The following is a 15558-nucleotide window of genomic DNA, read 5'->3' as shown; positions in this document are numbered from 1 at the left end:
ATCTCGTGCCCCTCCCGGAACACCGTCGCCGACACCTCGACCGTCTCGCCCACCACGGCCTTCGCCGGCCACCGCCCGCCGCCGACCACCGGCGCCACGTCCAGGATCGGGATCCGCCCGAGTACGCCCGTCGGCTGCACCTGCATCGCGCCCCGCTCCCCACCCGTCCGCGTCGGTTCCCCGTGGTCCATGCCCGGTCCGCGACCGCGCGGCATCCCGCGAACCACAAGATCGCGCAAAGAGATCGCGTGCCCGCGCCGCCCCGGCACGGCCCGCGACGGCGCCGGTCAAGGCGGGGTTCGGACGGATTTAAGGCGGAGTTGATCTATGAACCGGCCGTCCGGCGGGGCTCGTAACCCAGGCGAGTTCACCACCGGAAGGAGCGGTACGGATGATGCGGCGGAACGGGATGCGCGCGGTGCTCGGCACGGCGGGGCTGCTGGCGGTGCTCGGCGCGGGCGCCTGCGGCGGAGGCGAGCAGCGGGAGGCGGGACGGGTGGCGGCGGAGTCGTCCGGCTGCGCCGCGCTGCAGCGGCAGGTCACGGCGGGACAGGCGGTCGATGTCGCCGCCGCCGAAGTGTGCGACCAGACGCAGTTCGCGCAGCTGGAGAACCAGCGGCAGGCGGCGCGCGCGAAAGGCGAGAAGCCCGCGATGCAGGTCAGCGCGATCTGCCGGGCGGTGGACGCGCAGGCGGCGAAGGGCGACACGAAGCTGGACTTCGGGCTCGCCTTCCACTGCCGCCAGCGCGAGCGGTTCGCCAACACCGTCAACGCGACCAGCGGGCTCGGGCCCGCGAACAAGGTGACGTCGCTGTGCCTGGGCGCGCGGGCGAAGAAGGCGCGGGGCGAGGCGGTCGACGCCTTCACCGATTCGTTCTGCAGCAAGGAGGAGGAGGCGGCCGGCGGTTCGAGCGCGGCTCCGGAGCCGTCGTCGACCGCGGCGCCCGCGCAGAGCACGGCGCCCGCGGCGCCTGCTACGTCCGCGCCGCCCGCTACGTCCCCCGCGTCCGGGGGCGGCGACGTCGTGTGCCCGGGGTCGACGGTGACGCTGTCCGGCGAGGCCGGCGCGCCCGCCGCGTCCAGCGACCGGCTGCCGGTCGGGACGAAGGTGAAGGTGACCAACCTCGACAACGGCAAGTCCACCACGGTCGCGGTCACGTCGGCGTCGGGCAGCTGCGTGCTGCTGAACGATGCGGCGTTCGAGCAGGTGCGCGAGGCCGGGAAGTTCCTGATCCGGCACGCCCGGATCGAGCGCGTCGGCTGAGGCGCGGCACGGCGGCGCGCTCCCGGCGGCCCGGCCGCCGCCGGGGCGGGCGGGTCAGGCGTGCGTGACGGGTGCGAGCGCCTCGCGCGCGGTCGTCACGTCCGGCGCGATGGCGACGCGCCGCGGCAGGCCCGCGACCTCGGCGACCCGGCGGACGATGCCGCGCGGCGGCAGCACCACCCACATCGGCACGCCGAGCTCGGTGGCGCGCATCTGCGAGCGCAGGATGACGTTCAGCGCGTTGGAGTCGCAGAACGTGCAGTCCGAGAGGTCGAGGATGAGGGCGGGCGCCCCGGAGTCGAGCAGCCCGAGGGCCTGGTCGAGGATCGCCTCGCCGTTGCTCAGGTCGACCTCGGCGGGGAAGGACAGCGTCCCGCAGGTCGGCGTGGTCTCCACTCGCGCTGCTCCGAGTTCCATGGCTCGCCCCAAGGTCAGGTTCCTCACGTGGGTGACGTCTGGGGGTGCTTCACTGCGACTGTAAGCCCCAAAGCTGGACGAAACCTGAAAGAGAGGGTCAAGAGTGGGGCGCCGGTCGCTCATATTGCCGATCATCGCGTTCGCTTCCGATTGCTCCGAGTCCGTCGCTTCGGATGCGCGCACGCGCGGCCCCGGACGGTGACGCCGACAGGATCGTGCGGGACGCGGCCGGATCCGGCCGCCGCTGCTCCGAAGCCGCACCGTGACGGGCGATCGATCGCCCTCGCCGGCGCTCCGGCGGGAGCGTTCACCGCCGTCCGGCGGGTGCTCCCGATTCCTTCAACGATCGCTCGCCGCGGGATGTTCCGCGGTGAAGCGAGGCCCCCAAAGCCCTATATTTCCCCCATGGGGTGATTGCTCGCCGGAGAAGCGAGTCCTGGGGGAGGCCGAATGGGTTCGGAACCGGTGGTCATCGACGGTGGGGACCGTTCCTGCGTGCGGCTCCTGCTGGAGCTGCGCGGGCACCTGGCGGGGCTGGCGCCCGGCACGGTCGTGCATCTCATCGCGAGCGACCCGGCGGCGCCGATCGACCTGCCGGCCTGGTGCCATCTGACAGGGCACGACTACCTCGGCCCGGTCGCCGCCGACACCCCCACCTACGCGCTGCGCGTGACCGAACGCCCGCGCGCCACCGAGCCCGACTCGCCCTGGCGCCCCGCCGCGCACGGCTGAGCGGCCCCGCCCGCCGCCGCACCGGCCGCCGCATCCGGCCTCCGCATCCCGTCTCCGGGTGGCCCCGCCGTTTCATTTTGACGGAGCGTCCGTCACTATTGGCGTATCGCCAATTAGCGAGGGATGTGACGGGCATGGCGGGACGGCCGTCGATCGCGATCGTGGGCAGCGGGTTCAGCGGGCTGGGGCTCGCCGTCCGGCTGCTCCGCGCCGGTTTCACCGACCTGACGGTCTTCGAGCGCGCCGGCGACGTCGGCGGCGTGTGGCGGGAGAACACCTACCCGGGCGCCGCCTGCGACGCCCCGTCCCACCTGTACTCCTACTCGTTCGAGCCGAAGCCGGACTGGTCGCGGCGGTTCGCGCCGCAGCCGGAGATCCTCGCCTACCTGCGGCACTGCGCGCGCAAGTACGGCGTCCTGGAGCACGTCCGGTTCGGCTGCGAGATCACCCGCGCCGGCTTCGATCCGGAGGCCGGGCAGTGGAACCTGCGGACGGCCGGGGGAGAGGTGCACCGGGCCGGCCTGCTCGTCGCGGCCTGCGGCCAGCTGAGCGTCCCGTCGGTGCCGGACATCCCGGGGCTGGAGGGCTTCGCCGGCACCGTGTTCCACTCCGCGCGCTGGGACCACGGCCACGACCTCGCCGGACGGACCGTCGCGGTCGTCGGCAACGGCGCGAGCGCGGTGCAGTTCGTCCCGCGGATCGCGCCGGACGCGGCGAAGCTGACCGTCTTCCAGCGCGAACCGCAGTGGGTCGGCTGGAAGTGGGACCGCCGCTACCCGCGGCTGCGCACCGCGCTCAACCGGCGGTTCCCGCTGCTGCAACGGCTGTCGCGGCTCGCGGTGTTCGTCTGGTTCGAGGCGCTGCTGAACCCGATGCTGGTCTCGCCGCGCGCCCGCCGCGTCCTGTCGGCGCACGTCCGCGCGCTGTGCCGGACGACGCTGTGGTCGGTGAAGGACCGGCGGCTGCGCGAGCGCCTCGTCCCCGGCTACGAGCTCGGCTGCAAGCGCGTGCTGATCTCCAGCGACTACTACCGCGCCCTCGACCTCCCGCACGTGGACGTGGTCACCAGCGCCGTCGTCGGCGCGACCCGGGACGGCCTCGTCACCGCCGACGGGCGCGAGCACCCCGCCGACACCGTCATCCTCGGCACCGGCTTCCGCACCCGGGACTTCGTCGCCCCCATGCGCGTGACCGGTCTCACTGAGCGGGACCTGGACGAGACGTGGCGGGACGGGCCGCGAGCCTACCTGGGGATGGCCGTCGCGGGCTTCCCGAACTTCTTCCTGATGTACGGGCCCAACACCAATGTCGGCTCGGGGTCGGTGGTGCACATGCTCGAAAGCCAGATCTCCTACATCGTGCAGGCGGCCCGCGCGTTGCGCGACCCGGAGGTGCTCTACATGGACGTCCGGGAGGGCGTGCTGGCCGAGTTCGACGCAGCGCTCCAGCGCCGCCTGGACGGGACGGTCTGGAACGCCGGCGGCTGCGACAGCTGGTACCTGCACTCCGGCGAAGGCGCCGGCGGCCGCCGCCGCAACGCCAGCAACTGGCCCGGCTCGATGCTCGGCTACCGCCGCCGCACCCGGACCCTCGACCCGTCCGACTACCGGATCGTGAAGCGCTGACGTGGGCGCCGCACACAGGACCCCGGCCCGGAGCCGCGGCGGGGACGGCGCCGACCGCCGGCTGCTGCGCGCGCTCGAAGGCCTCTACGTCATCCCGCCCGGCCATCACCGGCCCGACACCGGACGCGCCGACGCCGCGCGGATGCTGGCCTGCGACGACCGGACGCTGACCGCGCTCGTCCGGCACGGCCTGCCGTCGACCGGCGAGCGCGGCCGGGAGCGGTTCGACGGGCGGGACCTGTTCAACCTCGCCCTCTACTCCGGGACGGGGCGCACGCCGGTCGAGCGGGACGTCGCGTCGCTGCTGCGCTGGACCCGCTCGTCCTGCGAGGACCTCATCGCGCCGCGGGTGTCCCGGTTCGAGCTGCGGGTCGCGTGCGGGGACCCGGACGGCTGCCGTCCCGACGCCCGCAACGCCCTCGCCCGGCCCCGCACCGGCGCGTACGGCGGGGCGGTCCGGCACGTCCGGGCGCATCCGGGACGCGGCGGCCGCCGGGTGGGCGCGGCGCCCGACGCGGCGGCGACGACCGCGCGCTCGTCCGGCCCCGCGATGGCGATCTCGGCGGTGCTCCGGACGGTCGGGGACTGCCCGGTGCTGCGCGCGCCCGCGCTGCGCGCGATCGTCCGCGAGTTCATCGGCGCCGAGCCGCGCTACCTGCGCCTGCCCGTCGAGCTGCGCGACGACCCGGACCTCGTCCCGCGCGGCTTCGCCGGCTGCGGCGCCGCCAGCCGCTACATCGAGCGGCTGTGCCGCGAGGAGGGCGTGCCCGCGACGACCCGGATCGGCTGGGTGGTCGGGCTGCCCGAGGTCGTGCACGCCTGGGTGGAGGTCGTCGACGACGACGGCGTCACCAAGGTGATCGACCCGGTGTTCACGCTGCTGTCGGAGGTGATCCCCTGGTCGAACCCGATGCTGCGCGACCCGTCGCTGGCGTTCCGGACGAACCGGCTCGTCCCGACGGGCCTGCACGTCGGCGGCGACGTCGCGTCCCACACCTGCGGGCGCGCGCCCGGCACCGCCGACGGCCCGCACGCCCGCGCCCGCGTCACGACCAGGATCGTCCCGCTCCGCCCGGCCGCCTGACCCGCCGCGGTCCGGGTCAGTCGAACAGGCGCAGCTTGTGCGCGCGGGCGGCGGCCTCGCCGCGGCCCGCGACGCCGAGCTTGCCGAGGATGTTGGACACGTGCACGCTGGCGGTCTTCACCGAGATGAACAGCGCCTCGGCGATCTCCCGGTTGCTGCGCCCGGCGGCGACGAGCCGCAGCACCTCGGTCTCGCGCGGGGTGAGGCCGAGCCCGGGCGACGGCCGGTCGCCGCCGAGCGGCGCCCCGGCGCGGCGCGCGAGGTCGGCGGCGCGGTCCCGCAGCGGGCTCGCGCGCAGGCCGTCCGCCAGGTCGGCGGCCCGCCGCAGCGCCACGCCCGCACGCTCCCGGTCCCCCGAGGCGAGCGCCGCCTCACCGGCCCCGACCAGCGCGGACGCCGTCTCGTACGGCTGGTGCAGCGCGTCCCACGCCGCGGCCGCCGCGTCCCAGGCCGCCTGATCCTGGACGCCTTCGGCGCGGGCGGCCTCCGCCGCGAACGTCAGCCGGTGCGCCTCCTGCACCGGCCCGTAGAGGCGCATCCCCTCCACGCGCGCCCGCACCTTCGCCAGCGCGCCGGTGTCGCCGAGTTCCGCGCAGGCGGTGGCCGCGACCACGAGCCCCGGCAGCGCGTACCGGGAGTCGTCGGGCAGGCCGACGTCGGTGAGGATCGGGTCCAGCGCGTCCAGCGCCTCGGCCGGGCGGCCCCGCGCGAGCGCCGTCAGCGCGCTCAGCCGGCACACCGGGAACAGGTTCTGCGCCCGCCGGGCCGCGCCGCGCGCGATCAGGCCGGGCGTCTCCGCCGCGTGCCGCTCGGCGCCGTCGAGGTCCCCGCGGGCGAGCGCCACCGCCCCCGCCAGGTTGTGCAGCCCCGCCCGGATGACGCCCGCCGACATCCGCGGCAGCGTCCGCCCGATCACGCCGAGCGCCTCGTCCCAGCGGCCGAGCGACACCATCGGCTCCGCCGCGTTGACCGACAGGTGCGCGCCCGCCGACCGCGCCAGCCCGTACTCCTCCGCCCGGGCGATGCCCGCGGCGGCCACCTCGGCGGCCTCCGCGTGCCGCCCGTACATCTCCAGCACGTCGGAGTGGTTGGTGAACGCGCGCAGCAGCGGCTCGAACGCCCGGACCTCGGAGGCCCGCTCGGCGACCCGCACGATCCGGGCGAAGAACGCCTCCGGGTCGTCGTCGTGGAACAGGTCGAGCCACGCCACGTTCAGCTCGATGGACAGCTCCACCTCGGTGTCCCCGACCGCCCGCGCGACCTCCAGCGCCTCGCGCGCCGCCGCGTCCGCCTCCGGCCGGGTGCCGTGCAGGCCGACGATCTTCGTGGCGAGCGTCGCGAGCACCCGCGCCCGCTCGGCCGACGGCGGATCCGCCGGCACCAGCCGGGCCGCCTCGCGCAGGTCCGCCGGGGCCTTGTCGCTGCCCGACCGCAGCCGCATCATGCCGCGCAGCTCGTGCAGCCGCGCCGCCCGCATCGGGTCGCCGGCGGCCTCCTCGTGCCGCAGCGCCTCCGACGCGAGCCTGATCCCCGTGTCCGGCTCGCCCGCGAGGTCGGCCAGCGTGACCGCCTCCTCCATCACCTGGACGTGCGGGACGCCGACGCGCTCCGCCGCATCCGGCACCCGGTCCCACAGCCCGAGCACCCGCGACGCCATCCGCAGCGCCTCGGCGTACGCGAGCGCCCGCCGCGTCTCCCCGACGGCCCGCCACGCCGCGGTCAGCGCCCGGACGACGTCGTGCGCGGCATGCCAGTGGTGGGCCAGCGTCACCGCCCGCGCCCGGTCCGGCATCAGCTCCGGACGCTCCTCCAGCACCCGCGCGTACCGGACGTGCAGCCGCGTCCGCTCCCCGGGCAGCAGGTCGTCGTGCACCGCCTCGCGGATCAGCGCGTGCCGGAACGCGTACCCGTCGCCGTCCACGACGAGCACGTTGACCGCCACGGCGGGCCGCAGCCCCCGGGTCAGCTCCCGCTCGTCCAGCCCGGCCACCGCGGCGAGCAGCTCGTGCTCGATCCGCGCGCCGCCGCCCGCCGCCACCCGCAGGATCTCCTGGGTGTCCTCCGGCAGCCGCTGGACGGCGCCGAGCAGCAGGTCGCGCAGCGACTCCGGCAGGTCCCGGCCCGCGCCCGAGCCGACCAGCGCCTCGACGAACAGCGGGTTGCCCTCGCTGCGCTCGAACACGTCCGCGAGCGTGCCGGCCGGCGGGTCGGTGCCGAGGATGCCGCGCACCAGCGCGCCGACGTCGTCCCGGCCGAGCCGCCCGACCTCGACGCGGGCGACGTGCTCGACGCGCTCCAGCTCGGTGAGCACCGGGCGCAGCGGATGCGCGCGGTGCAGCTCGTCGGTCCGGTACGTGACGACGATCAGCAGCGCGTCCCCGGCGCCGAGGTTGCGGACGAGGAACGTCAGCAGGTCGCGGGTCGAGGTGTCCGCCCAGTGCGCGTCCTCGACGACCAGCACCACCGGGCCGGCCGCGGCGAGCCGCTCCAGCAGCGTCAGCACCAGCTCGAACAGCCGGGCCCGCGACTCCCCGGTGAACGCGCCCGCGTCGGCGTCGCCGAAGTCGGGCAGCAGCCGGCCGAGGCCGTCGCCCGCGCCCGCGGGCAGCAGGCCGCGCACCCCGTCCACGCCGACGTCGCGGACGAGCCCGCGCAGCGCCGCCGTGAACGGCGCGAACGGCAGGCCCTCGGTGCCGAGCTCCAGGCAGCCGCCGACGAGCACCCGCGCGCCCTCGGCGCGGGCGCGCGCGCCGAAGTCGCCGACCAGCCGGGTCTTGCCCACCCCGGCCTCGCCGCCGAGCAGCACCGCCGACGGCGTCCCGTCGCGGGCGGCGCGGAACGCGGCGTCGAGCGCGGCGGACTCGCGCTCGCGGCCGACGAGGACCGGGCTGACCGTGCGGGCGTTCACCGTCCCGGCGCGTCCGGTCTCGCCGCCGCGCGCACCGCCTCCGCCATGACCGGGTCGCCTTCCGCGAGGTATCCGGCGGCGACGCCGTCCCGGTCGGCGGCCGGCCGGTTCTGGCTCAGCTTCGCCTTCGCCTCGATCCGGGTGATGACCAGCTCCAGGCCGACGATCGCGCGCAGCTGCCCGGCGATGAACGCCGGCGGCGCGTCGTCCACCGACCAGGGCTCGGAACGGCCCGCCTCGTGCTTGCCGGTGAGCCGCCGCACCAGCGACTCCAGCCACGCCGGGTCGTCGTGGACGACGAGCCGCCCGTAGACGTGCGCGGTGAGGTAGTTCCATGTCGGCACGACCCGCCCGTGCTCGGCCTTGGACGCGTACCACGACGGCGTCACGTACGCATCGGGCCCGTGCACGATGAACAGCGACTCGCCCTGCGCGGGCACGTTCCACTGGTCGTTGTTGCGGGCGACGTGCGCGAGCAGCGCGCCGTGCTCGCCGGCGTCCGGGTCGTACAGGACGGGCAGGAACGTCGCGAGGAGGCCGCGCGGCGTGCTCGTGACCAGGTCGGCCGCGGCGCAGCCGTCGAGGAGCGCGCGGACCTCCGCGTCACCGGCCGAGAAATGTGCGGGTATGTACACGCCCCGACGCTACCCGACCGGCCTGTCGGAGGCGCGTGCGAAGGTGGAGGAGTGAGCACCGAAGAGGAGCGCGACGGGGTCCGGCTGACCAACCTCGACCAGCCGCTGTTCGACGGCGCCGAGGCGACCAAGCGCGACCTGGTCGACTACCTCGACGCCGTCGCCGGGCGGCTCGTCCCGCGGCTGGCGGGCCGCCCGCTGTCGGTCATCCGCGTGCTGCGCGGCCAGAAGCCGTTCATGCAGAAGAACCTGCCCAGGTACACGCCGCCGTGGGTGCGGCGGGTCACGGTGTGGGCCGAGACGTCGCAGCGGGAGGTGGACTACGCGCTCTGCGACGACCGCCGGACGCTGCTGTGGTTCGCCAACCAGCGCGCGGTCGAGTACCACCCGCCGCTCGCCCTCGCCGCCGACCCCGCCCACCCCACCCACCTGGTGATGGACATCGACCCGCCGGAGGGCGGCCCGTTCTCCGCCGCCGTCGCCGCCGCGCACCTGGTGCGCCGCGCGCTCGGCGACTGCGGGCTCGACGGCGCGGTGAAGACCAGCGGGTCCAAGGGCGTGCACGTGTTCGTCCCGCTCGACGGCCGCACCGCCGCCGACGACGCCGCGGCGGCGACCCGCGCGCTCGCCGCCCGCGCCGAACGGCTCGACCCGTCCCTCGCCACCACGGCGTTCATCCGCGAGGACCGCGCCGGCAAGGTGTTCCTCGACTCGACCAGGGCGGGCGGCGCGACCGTCGCCGCCGCCTACAGCCCGCGCATCAGGCCCGGCACGCCGGTGTCGTTCCCCGTCCCGTGGGACGAGCTCGACGCCGCCGACCCGCACGCCTTCACCGTCCGGACGGCGGCCGGGCTGCTCGCCGACCGCGACCCCTGGGCGGAGCTGATGCCCGCCGCGCGCCCCCTGCCCGCCGACCTCGTCGCGGAGGGCCACACCATCCCGATCGCCCGCGTCCAGGCGATGCACGAGGGCAAGCGCCGCGCCCGCGCCCGCCGCGAGCAGGGCTGACACTGGGAATGGTCAACGGCCGTTCATGATCGTCCCGGCCGCCGCGTCGCCGCGCGGCGCCCGGGTACGACCCCGCCGGACACCCGCGCGAACGGCATCCGGGGGGAGCGGCACGTGACCGTGATGGGGCAGCTGGCGGCCGGCGCCACCCCGGGCGACCTGGTGGCCGCGCGGACCCAGATGGCCGTCTCGCTCGGCTGGCACATCGTGCTCGCCTGCCTCGGCGTCGGCATGCCCGCGATCACCCTGATCGCCGAGTGGCGCGGCCACCGCACCGGCGACGCGAACTACCGGCTGCTCGCGCGCCGCTGGGGCCGCGCGATGGGCGTGCTGTTCGCCGTCGGCGCCGTGTCCGGGACGATCCTGTCGTTCGAGATGGGCCTGCTGTGGCCCGGCATGATGGGCGTCTACGGGCAGGTCATCGGGCTGCCGTTCACGCTGGAGGGCATCGCGTTCTTCATCGAGGCGATCTTCCTCGGCCTCTACCTCTACGCGTGGGACCGGCTGAGCCCGGTGAAGCACCTGCTGTCCGGCGTCCCGATCGTCGTCGCCGGGGTGCTGAGCGCGTTCTTCGTGGTGACCGCGAACGCGTGGATGCAGGCGCCCGTCGGGTTCCGGGCGGTGAACGGCCGCATCGTGGAGGTGCACCCCTGGCGGGCCATGTTCAACCCGTCGTTCCCGTCCCAGACCGTCCACATGATCCTCGCCGCGTTCATGGTCGCCGGGTTCGGCATCGCGTCGGTGTACGCGGTGGCGATGCGGCGCGGGCGCCGCGACCGCTACCACCGGCTCGGCCTGCTGCTGCCGTTCACCGTCGCCGCCGTCGTCGCGCTGCCGCAGGTCGTCGTGGGCGACTGGGCGGCCCGATTCGTCGCCGACCACCAGCCGATCAAGCTCGCCGCGATGGAGGGCGTGTTCGACACGGCGCGCGGCGTCCCGCTGCACATCGCCGGGGTCGCGATCGACGGCGAGCTGCGCTACGCGATCGGGATCCCGGACGGGCTGTCGCTGCTGGCGCACGCCGACCCGAACGCGGAGATCGTCGGACTGAACACGGTGCCGCCCGAGGCCCGCCCGCCGGTGAACATCGTGCACTGGGGCTTCCAGGTGATGGTCGGCCTCGGCTTCGCGATGCTGCTGCTGGCGCTCTGGCTCGGCCTGTACTGGTGGCGCCGCCGCGACCTGCCCCGCACCCGGTGGTTCCTGCTCGCCACCTCGGTGTCCGGCCTCGCCGCCGTCGGCGCGCTCGAAGCGGGCTGGACGGTCACGGAGGTCGGCCGGCAGCCCTGGATCGTGTACGGGGTCCTGCGCACGGCCGACGCCGTCAACCCGGCGCCCGGCCTCATCTGGGGCGCCGTCCTGGTCGGCATCGTGTACACCGTGCTCACCGCCGCGTCGGTGTACGTGCTGCGGCGCATGGCCCGCGACAAGCCGGTGCCGATCGCGCCGCAGGAGCAGGACGTCACCGGGTTCACGGTGGTCTGACCGTGGCGGCCGCGATCCTGCTCGCCGTGCTGTGGGTCGGCCTCAGCGCCTACGTGCTGTTCGCCGGCGCCGACTTCGGCGGCGGCGTCTGGGACCTGCTCGCCGGCGGCAGCGAGCGCGGCCGCCCGCAGCGCGCCCAGATCGAGCACTCCATCGGACCGGTCTGGGAGACCAACCACGTCTGGCTGATCTTCGTCCTGGTCGTCACCTGGACGGGCGTGCCGGCGGTGTTCGCGGCGCTCTGCTCCACCCTCTACATCCCGCTGACGCTCGCCGCGCTGGGCATCATCGCGCGCGGCGCCGCGTTCGCGTTCCGCAAGGCCAGCACGGCGCTGTGGCAGCAGCGGCTGTTCGGCTTCACGTTCGCGTTCTCCTCGCTCGTCACCCCGTTCTTCCTCGGCACGGTCGCCGGCGCGATCGCCTCCTTCCGCGTCCCGCCGGGGCTGGCGAAGGGCGACCTCGTGACGAGCTGGGTCAACCCCACCTCGCTGATCAGCGGCGGCCTCGCGGTCGGCGTCGCCGCCTACCTCGCCGCCGTCTACCTCACCCGGGACGCCGAGCGCGGCGGGCACCCCGAGCTGTCCGAGCGGTTCCGGCGGCGGGCGCTCGCCGCGGGCGCCGTCGTCGGCGTCCTGTCGGGCGGCGGCCTCGCCGTCCTGCACGCCGACGCGCCGCGGCTGTTCACCGAGCTGACGTCCGGGCGCGGGCTGCCGCTGCTCGTGGTGTCGATCGCGGCCGGGATCGCGTCGATGGTCCTGCTGTGGCGGCGCGCGTACGTCGCCGTCCGCGCCACCGCGGCGCTCGCCGTCGTCGGCCTGCTGTGGGGCTGGGGCGCCGGGCAGTACCCGCACCTGCTGCCCGGCGTCGACCTCGACCAGGCCGCGGCCGCCGACTCCGTGCTCGTCGCGAGCCTCGCCTCCCTCGGCGCCGGCGCGCTGCTGCTCCTGCCGTCGCTCTGGTGGCTCTACGCGACGTTCCAGCGCGAGCACGCACCGGACGCGCGAGACCGGTGATTTCGCCGATGCGGTGACCGGCGACCGCAGCGACACTCGGTGACGAAACCCCCACCCCCCGAGGAGGAGCGATGCGCCGGATTCTCGGCACACTCCTGACCGCGGCGGTCACCGTGCTCGGTGCCGTCGTCGGCGTGAGCGCGCCCGCGCACGCGGCCGGGCACACGCCCGTGGTCTTCGTCCACGGCTACACCGGAAACGCGTCCAACTGGGTCACCGCGGAGGCGGTGTTCGCCGCGGCCGGCTACAGCAGCAACGAGATGTTCGCCTTCAACTACAACTCCTACGGCGACAACAAGACCAACGCCGCCAGCCTGGCCTCCTACGTGAACCAGGTGCGGGCGCAGACCGGCGCGTCCCAGGTCGACATCGTCAACCACTCCATGGGCGGGCTCGTCAGCTGGTGGTACATCAAGGAGCTCGGCGGCCAGCAGTACGTCAAGCACCTGGCCTCCCTCGCCGGCGCCAACCACGGCACCACCGCCGCCTACGCCTGCCTGATCTACACGACCTGCCAGCAGATGTCGCCCGGCTCGTCGTTCATCCAGACGCTCGCCTCCGGTGACGAGACGCCCGGCGACACCAAGTACGCCACCTGGTACTCGCCGTGCGACGGCGTCATCAACCCCTACACCAGCACCATGCTCAGCGGCGCCACGAACAACTACGTGGCCTGCGAGAACCACCTCACCTACCTCACCGACACGGTGGTGCTGAACTCCGTCCGCACCTTCCTGGCGAGCTGACGCCCGCCCCCTGTCCCGATCAGGAACCCCCGTCCCGATCAGGAACCCGCGGCCCGCCGGTGCTCCCACCGGCGGGCCGCGGAATGCCCCCGCCAGAGCTAGACGCGGTCGGCGGCGATCAGCAGGTACTGGAAGCTGCCGCCCTTGTAGGCGTCCAGGAACGCCTGCTCGATGCCGGTCGCCAGCGTCGACTTCGCCCGCAGCTCCCAGTACGGGATCGTCGCGGACGTGAGGTCGACGACGCTCACCGGGACCAGCCGGTTCGCCGCCATCTCCCGGAAGTAGGTGCTGCGCGGGTGGATGTCGCAGATGTAGTGCGCGTTGATCTCGCTGACGGCCCGCGACGGCAGCCCGTAGGCGTCGTTGTAGCAGCCGGTGATGGTCACGTACCGGCCGCCGCGCTTCAGCAGCCGCGCGTGCTCGGCGAACAGCAGGCCCAGCTCCACGTACATGGTGCTCTCGTTGTTCCAGATCGCCTGGAACGCCCCGGTCTCGAAGCCGGTGTCGAGCATGTTCTTGAAGTGGAAGCGGACCTTGTCCGCGACGCCGCGCCGCTCCGCCTGGTCGTTGGCGAACGCGACCTGCGACTCCGAGATCGACACCCCGTCGACCCGGCAGCCGAACCGCTCGTTGGCGACCAGGCTCGACCCGCCGCGCCCCGACCCGGCGTCCATCAGCCGGTCGGACGGCTTGACCGGGCCGAGATGGCTCATCAGCAGGTCGGCCTGGGCGCTCTCCAGCCGGTGCAGCTCGGCGATGGTCCGCTGCTCGCGGGTCTCGGCCGGGCCGTCGAGGACCGTCCAGTCGACGGGGCCGACGCCGTAGTGGTGGTGGTAGATCCCGTCCACCTCGCCGAGCCGCAGGTTGACCGGGTTGCGCTCGGCGTTCCAGTACTCGGCGACCGAGTGCTGGTAGAGGCTGCCGAGCACGGGGGAGTCCTGGGTTGCGGTCATGTCCGGTGATCCTTTCGTGGGGTTCGGGTCATCGGGTCGGGGTCGTCGGGTCGGGGTCGTCGGGTCGTCGGGTCGTCACTTGTAGCGGTCGGACGCGCCGTGCCACTCCAGGCAGCCGCCCATCCAGCTCTGCACGCCGAGCAGGAACCGCTGCAGCTCGGCGGACGGGACCGAGGCCAGCTCGCGCTGGCTGTCCTCGAACCCGCGGACGAAGTCGTTGTGCATCGCCACGGCCGTCCGGACCGCCTCCTCCAGGGGGCAGCCCTCCTCCTCGGCGATCAGCAGCACCACGTTGCAGTCGGGCAGGTCGTCGGCGGCCTCCCGCTCCACCGAGTGCAGGTCGTTGACGATGACGGAGGCGGTGCCCGCCTGCATCACCGCGCGGTGCACGCGCGGCTCGTAGAACAGGTTCGCGTCCAGCTGGTAGCCGCCGACGACGTCGATCAGCGTCATGGACGTGTAGAAGCTGTCGTGCTGCCGCGCCGCGAGGTACCGCCACACGGGCGGCAGCTCGCCGAGGTGCCGCCACGCCGCGTACGCCGTCCAGCTCACGTACATCTGGAACGTGGTGTTGAGGATCCGCATGACCTGCGACGGCCCGGCGTGGCGCTTCAGATGCCCGGTGGCCGACCGCAGCGCCCGCAGGACGGGGTCGGACTCCACGGCCTCCTCGACCTGGACGGTGTACTTGCCCGCGTCCGGCGGCGGGTCCATCGCCGACATCACCAGCGCCAGCCGCGGCGGCAGCTCGGTGGGGGTGGCGCCGAGGTCGCTCTCGTCGGCGTAGTAGTCGTCGCACGCCCACCACGCGGCGTTCATCTTGGCGGCGAGCAGCAGCGGGTCGACGTCGTCGGTCTCGGGATGGGCGAGCACGGCGAGCCGCCCGAACCCGGTGTTGCGGAACTTGTCCAGCTGGTCGGCGTAGATCCCGACCTCGTCGGCCCACTCGACGAGCCGGTCGTTGACCACGAGCGCGAGGTCGTCGTCGATCCGGGCCGTCAGCGGGCAGTACAGCGGCGGGAACGAGCCGTCGCCCCACGGGCGTTCGGCGTAGCCCGGCGAGAAGTGGCCGCCCTTGCGCGTCGGGCTCGGCAGGGGCGTCGGCAGGACCGGGAGGGCGGCGTCCGGTCCGGGCGGTTCGTGCGCGCCCAGGTCCGGGACGCCCGGCTCGGCGACGTCAGGCTCGGCGACGTCGGTCTCCGGGACGTCCGGCGCATCCGGCGTCGGCGGATCGGGCTCAAGGACGTCGGGTTCCTGCGCGGCCGGTGCCTCGGGGGCGTCGAGGGGCGGGAGCGGGGGCGCGTCGGTCGCCGGCGGGACGGTGCGGAGGGCGTCGAGGATGCGCGCCGCCGACGTGCCCAGCCCGCTCGGCCCGGACAGCAGCCGGCTCACCCGCTTGGCCGCCGCTCGGCCGGCCGCGGCGCCGTCGGGGGACCCGGCCTCGGCCTCCGGCGCCGGCCCGTCCGTCGCGCAGCCGGGTCCGCGGGCAACGCTGCACTCGTCCATCGTCGTTCCCCTCGCTGGATCATGGCGTGGTCGGCCGGAACCAGTTACTCACAGCTTCAGGGCGACTACAACAGGCAATGACCTTGCCTTGGAGTGACAGCATGTAGTCGGGCGGACACGTGTTCCTCAACGGGCAGGGCCCGGCGGTCCCGTCCGGCTGACCGACCCCGCCCAAACCGCGG

The 15558-nt window shown here is 74.5% G+C and carries 14 protein-coding genes; 8 read left to right on the top strand and 6 right to left on the bottom strand.

Annotated elements, in window-relative coordinates; all coding sequences use genetic code 11:
• A partial coding sequence (locus AB0C78_RS49505; protein ID WP_360762411.1) for a maltotransferase domain-containing protein occupies positions 1 to 146 on the bottom strand: 146 nt, incomplete at its 3' end.
• Between the two features lie 245 nt (positions 147 to 391).
• On the opposite strand from AB0C78_RS49505, the gene AB0C78_RS49500 reads away from it, so the two are divergent.
• Complete coding sequence (locus AB0C78_RS49500; protein WP_360762405.1) at positions 392 to 1264, top strand: hypothetical protein; 873 nt, start codon at positions 392 to 394, stop codon at positions 1262 to 1264.
• Positions 1265 to 1318: 54 nt separating this feature from the next.
• Here AB0C78_RS49500 and AB0C78_RS49495 read toward each other — a convergent pair whose 3' ends face one another.
• Positions 1319 to 1681, bottom strand: coding sequence for an STAS domain-containing protein (locus AB0C78_RS49495; protein ID WP_360762402.1), 363 nt, complete (start codon positions 1679 to 1681; stop codon positions 1319 to 1321).
• Positions 1682 to 2131: 450 nt separating this feature from the next.
• Between AB0C78_RS49495 and AB0C78_RS49490 the strand changes: the two genes are divergently transcribed.
• The 3 genes from AB0C78_RS49490 to AB0C78_RS49480 all read left to right on the top strand — a co-directional run bounded on the left by AB0C78_RS49490 (position 2132) and on the right by AB0C78_RS49480 (position 5122).
• Positions 2132 to 2413: a sulfurtransferase TusA family protein gene (locus AB0C78_RS49490; RefSeq protein WP_360762399.1), complete on the top strand. Its 282-nt coding sequence runs from the start codon at positions 2132 to 2134 to the stop codon at positions 2411 to 2413.
• A gap of 134 nt (positions 2414 to 2547) precedes the next feature.
• Positions 2548 to 4038 (top strand): NAD(P)/FAD-dependent oxidoreductase, encoded by a 1491-nt coding sequence (locus AB0C78_RS49485; RefSeq protein ID WP_360762396.1) that lies wholly within the window; start codon positions 2548 to 2550, stop codon positions 4036 to 4038.
• Position 4039: 1 nt separating this feature from the next.
• Entirely contained in the window at positions 4040 to 5122 is a 1083-nt protein-coding gene (locus tag AB0C78_RS49480; protein ID WP_360762393.1) for a hypothetical protein, read from the top strand.
• A gap of 16 nt (positions 5123 to 5138) precedes the next feature.
• Here the strand turns inward: AB0C78_RS49480 and AB0C78_RS49475 are convergent, their stop codons facing one another.
• Complete coding sequence (locus AB0C78_RS49475; protein WP_360762390.1) at positions 5139 to 8030, bottom strand: AAA family ATPase; 2892 nt, start codon at positions 8028 to 8030, stop codon at positions 5139 to 5141.
• Positions 8027 to 8665: an FMN-binding negative transcriptional regulator gene (locus tag AB0C78_RS49470; RefSeq protein WP_360762387.1), complete on the bottom strand. Its 639-nt coding sequence runs from the start codon at positions 8663 to 8665 to the stop codon at positions 8027 to 8029. Before AB0C78_RS49470 ends, AB0C78_RS49475 begins: the two co-directional genes overlap by 4 nt.
• A gap of 51 nt (positions 8666 to 8716) precedes the next feature.
• Here AB0C78_RS49470 and AB0C78_RS49465 point away from each other — a divergent pair, with 51 nt between their 5' ends.
• The 4 genes from AB0C78_RS49465 to AB0C78_RS49450 all read left to right on the top strand — a co-directional run bounded on the left by AB0C78_RS49465 (position 8717) and on the right by AB0C78_RS49450 (position 12917).
• Positions 8717 to 9673, top strand: a complete 957-nt coding sequence (locus AB0C78_RS49465) for an ATP-dependent DNA ligase (protein ID WP_360762384.1) — start codon at positions 8717 to 8719, stop codon at positions 9671 to 9673.
• A 123-nt stretch (positions 9674 to 9796) separates the two neighbouring features.
• Positions 9797 to 11158 (top strand): cytochrome ubiquinol oxidase subunit I, encoded by a 1362-nt coding sequence (locus tag AB0C78_RS49460; RefSeq protein WP_360762408.1) that lies wholly within the window; start codon positions 9797 to 9799, stop codon positions 11156 to 11158.
• A gap of 2 nt (positions 11159 to 11160) precedes the next feature.
• Entirely contained in the window at positions 11161 to 12171 is a 1011-nt protein-coding gene (locus AB0C78_RS49455) for a cytochrome d ubiquinol oxidase subunit II (RefSeq protein ID WP_360762381.1), read from the top strand.
• Positions 12172 to 12242: 71 nt separating this feature from the next.
• A complete protein-coding gene (locus AB0C78_RS49450) occupies positions 12243 to 12917 on the top strand; it encodes a triacylglycerol lipase (RefSeq protein ID WP_360762378.1) in 675 nt (224 codons plus the stop codon).
• Positions 12918 to 13015: 98 nt separating this feature from the next.
• Here the strand turns inward: AB0C78_RS49450 and AB0C78_RS49445 are convergent, their stop codons facing one another.
• Complete coding sequence (locus AB0C78_RS49445; RefSeq protein WP_151543710.1) at positions 13016 to 13870, bottom strand: geranyl diphosphate 2-C-methyltransferase; 855 nt, start codon at positions 13868 to 13870, stop codon at positions 13016 to 13018.
• A 75-nt stretch (positions 13871 to 13945) separates the two neighbouring features.
• Positions 13946 to 15376 (bottom strand): family 2 encapsulin nanocompartment cargo protein terpene cyclase, encoded by a 1431-nt coding sequence (locus AB0C78_RS49440; RefSeq protein ID WP_360762375.1) that lies wholly within the window; start codon positions 15374 to 15376, stop codon positions 13946 to 13948.
• Between the last annotated feature and the right edge of the window lie 182 nt (positions 15377 to 15558).

The sequence above is a fragment of the Actinomadura sp. NPDC048394 genome, from assembly GCF_040651755.1.
GTDB classification, from domain to species: Bacteria; Actinomycetota; Actinomycetes; order Streptosporangiales; family Streptosporangiaceae; genus Spirillospora; species Spirillospora montaniterrae.
Note: the sequence above shows the minus strand (reverse complement) of the source record. Positions and strands in the feature narration are given on the sequence as shown.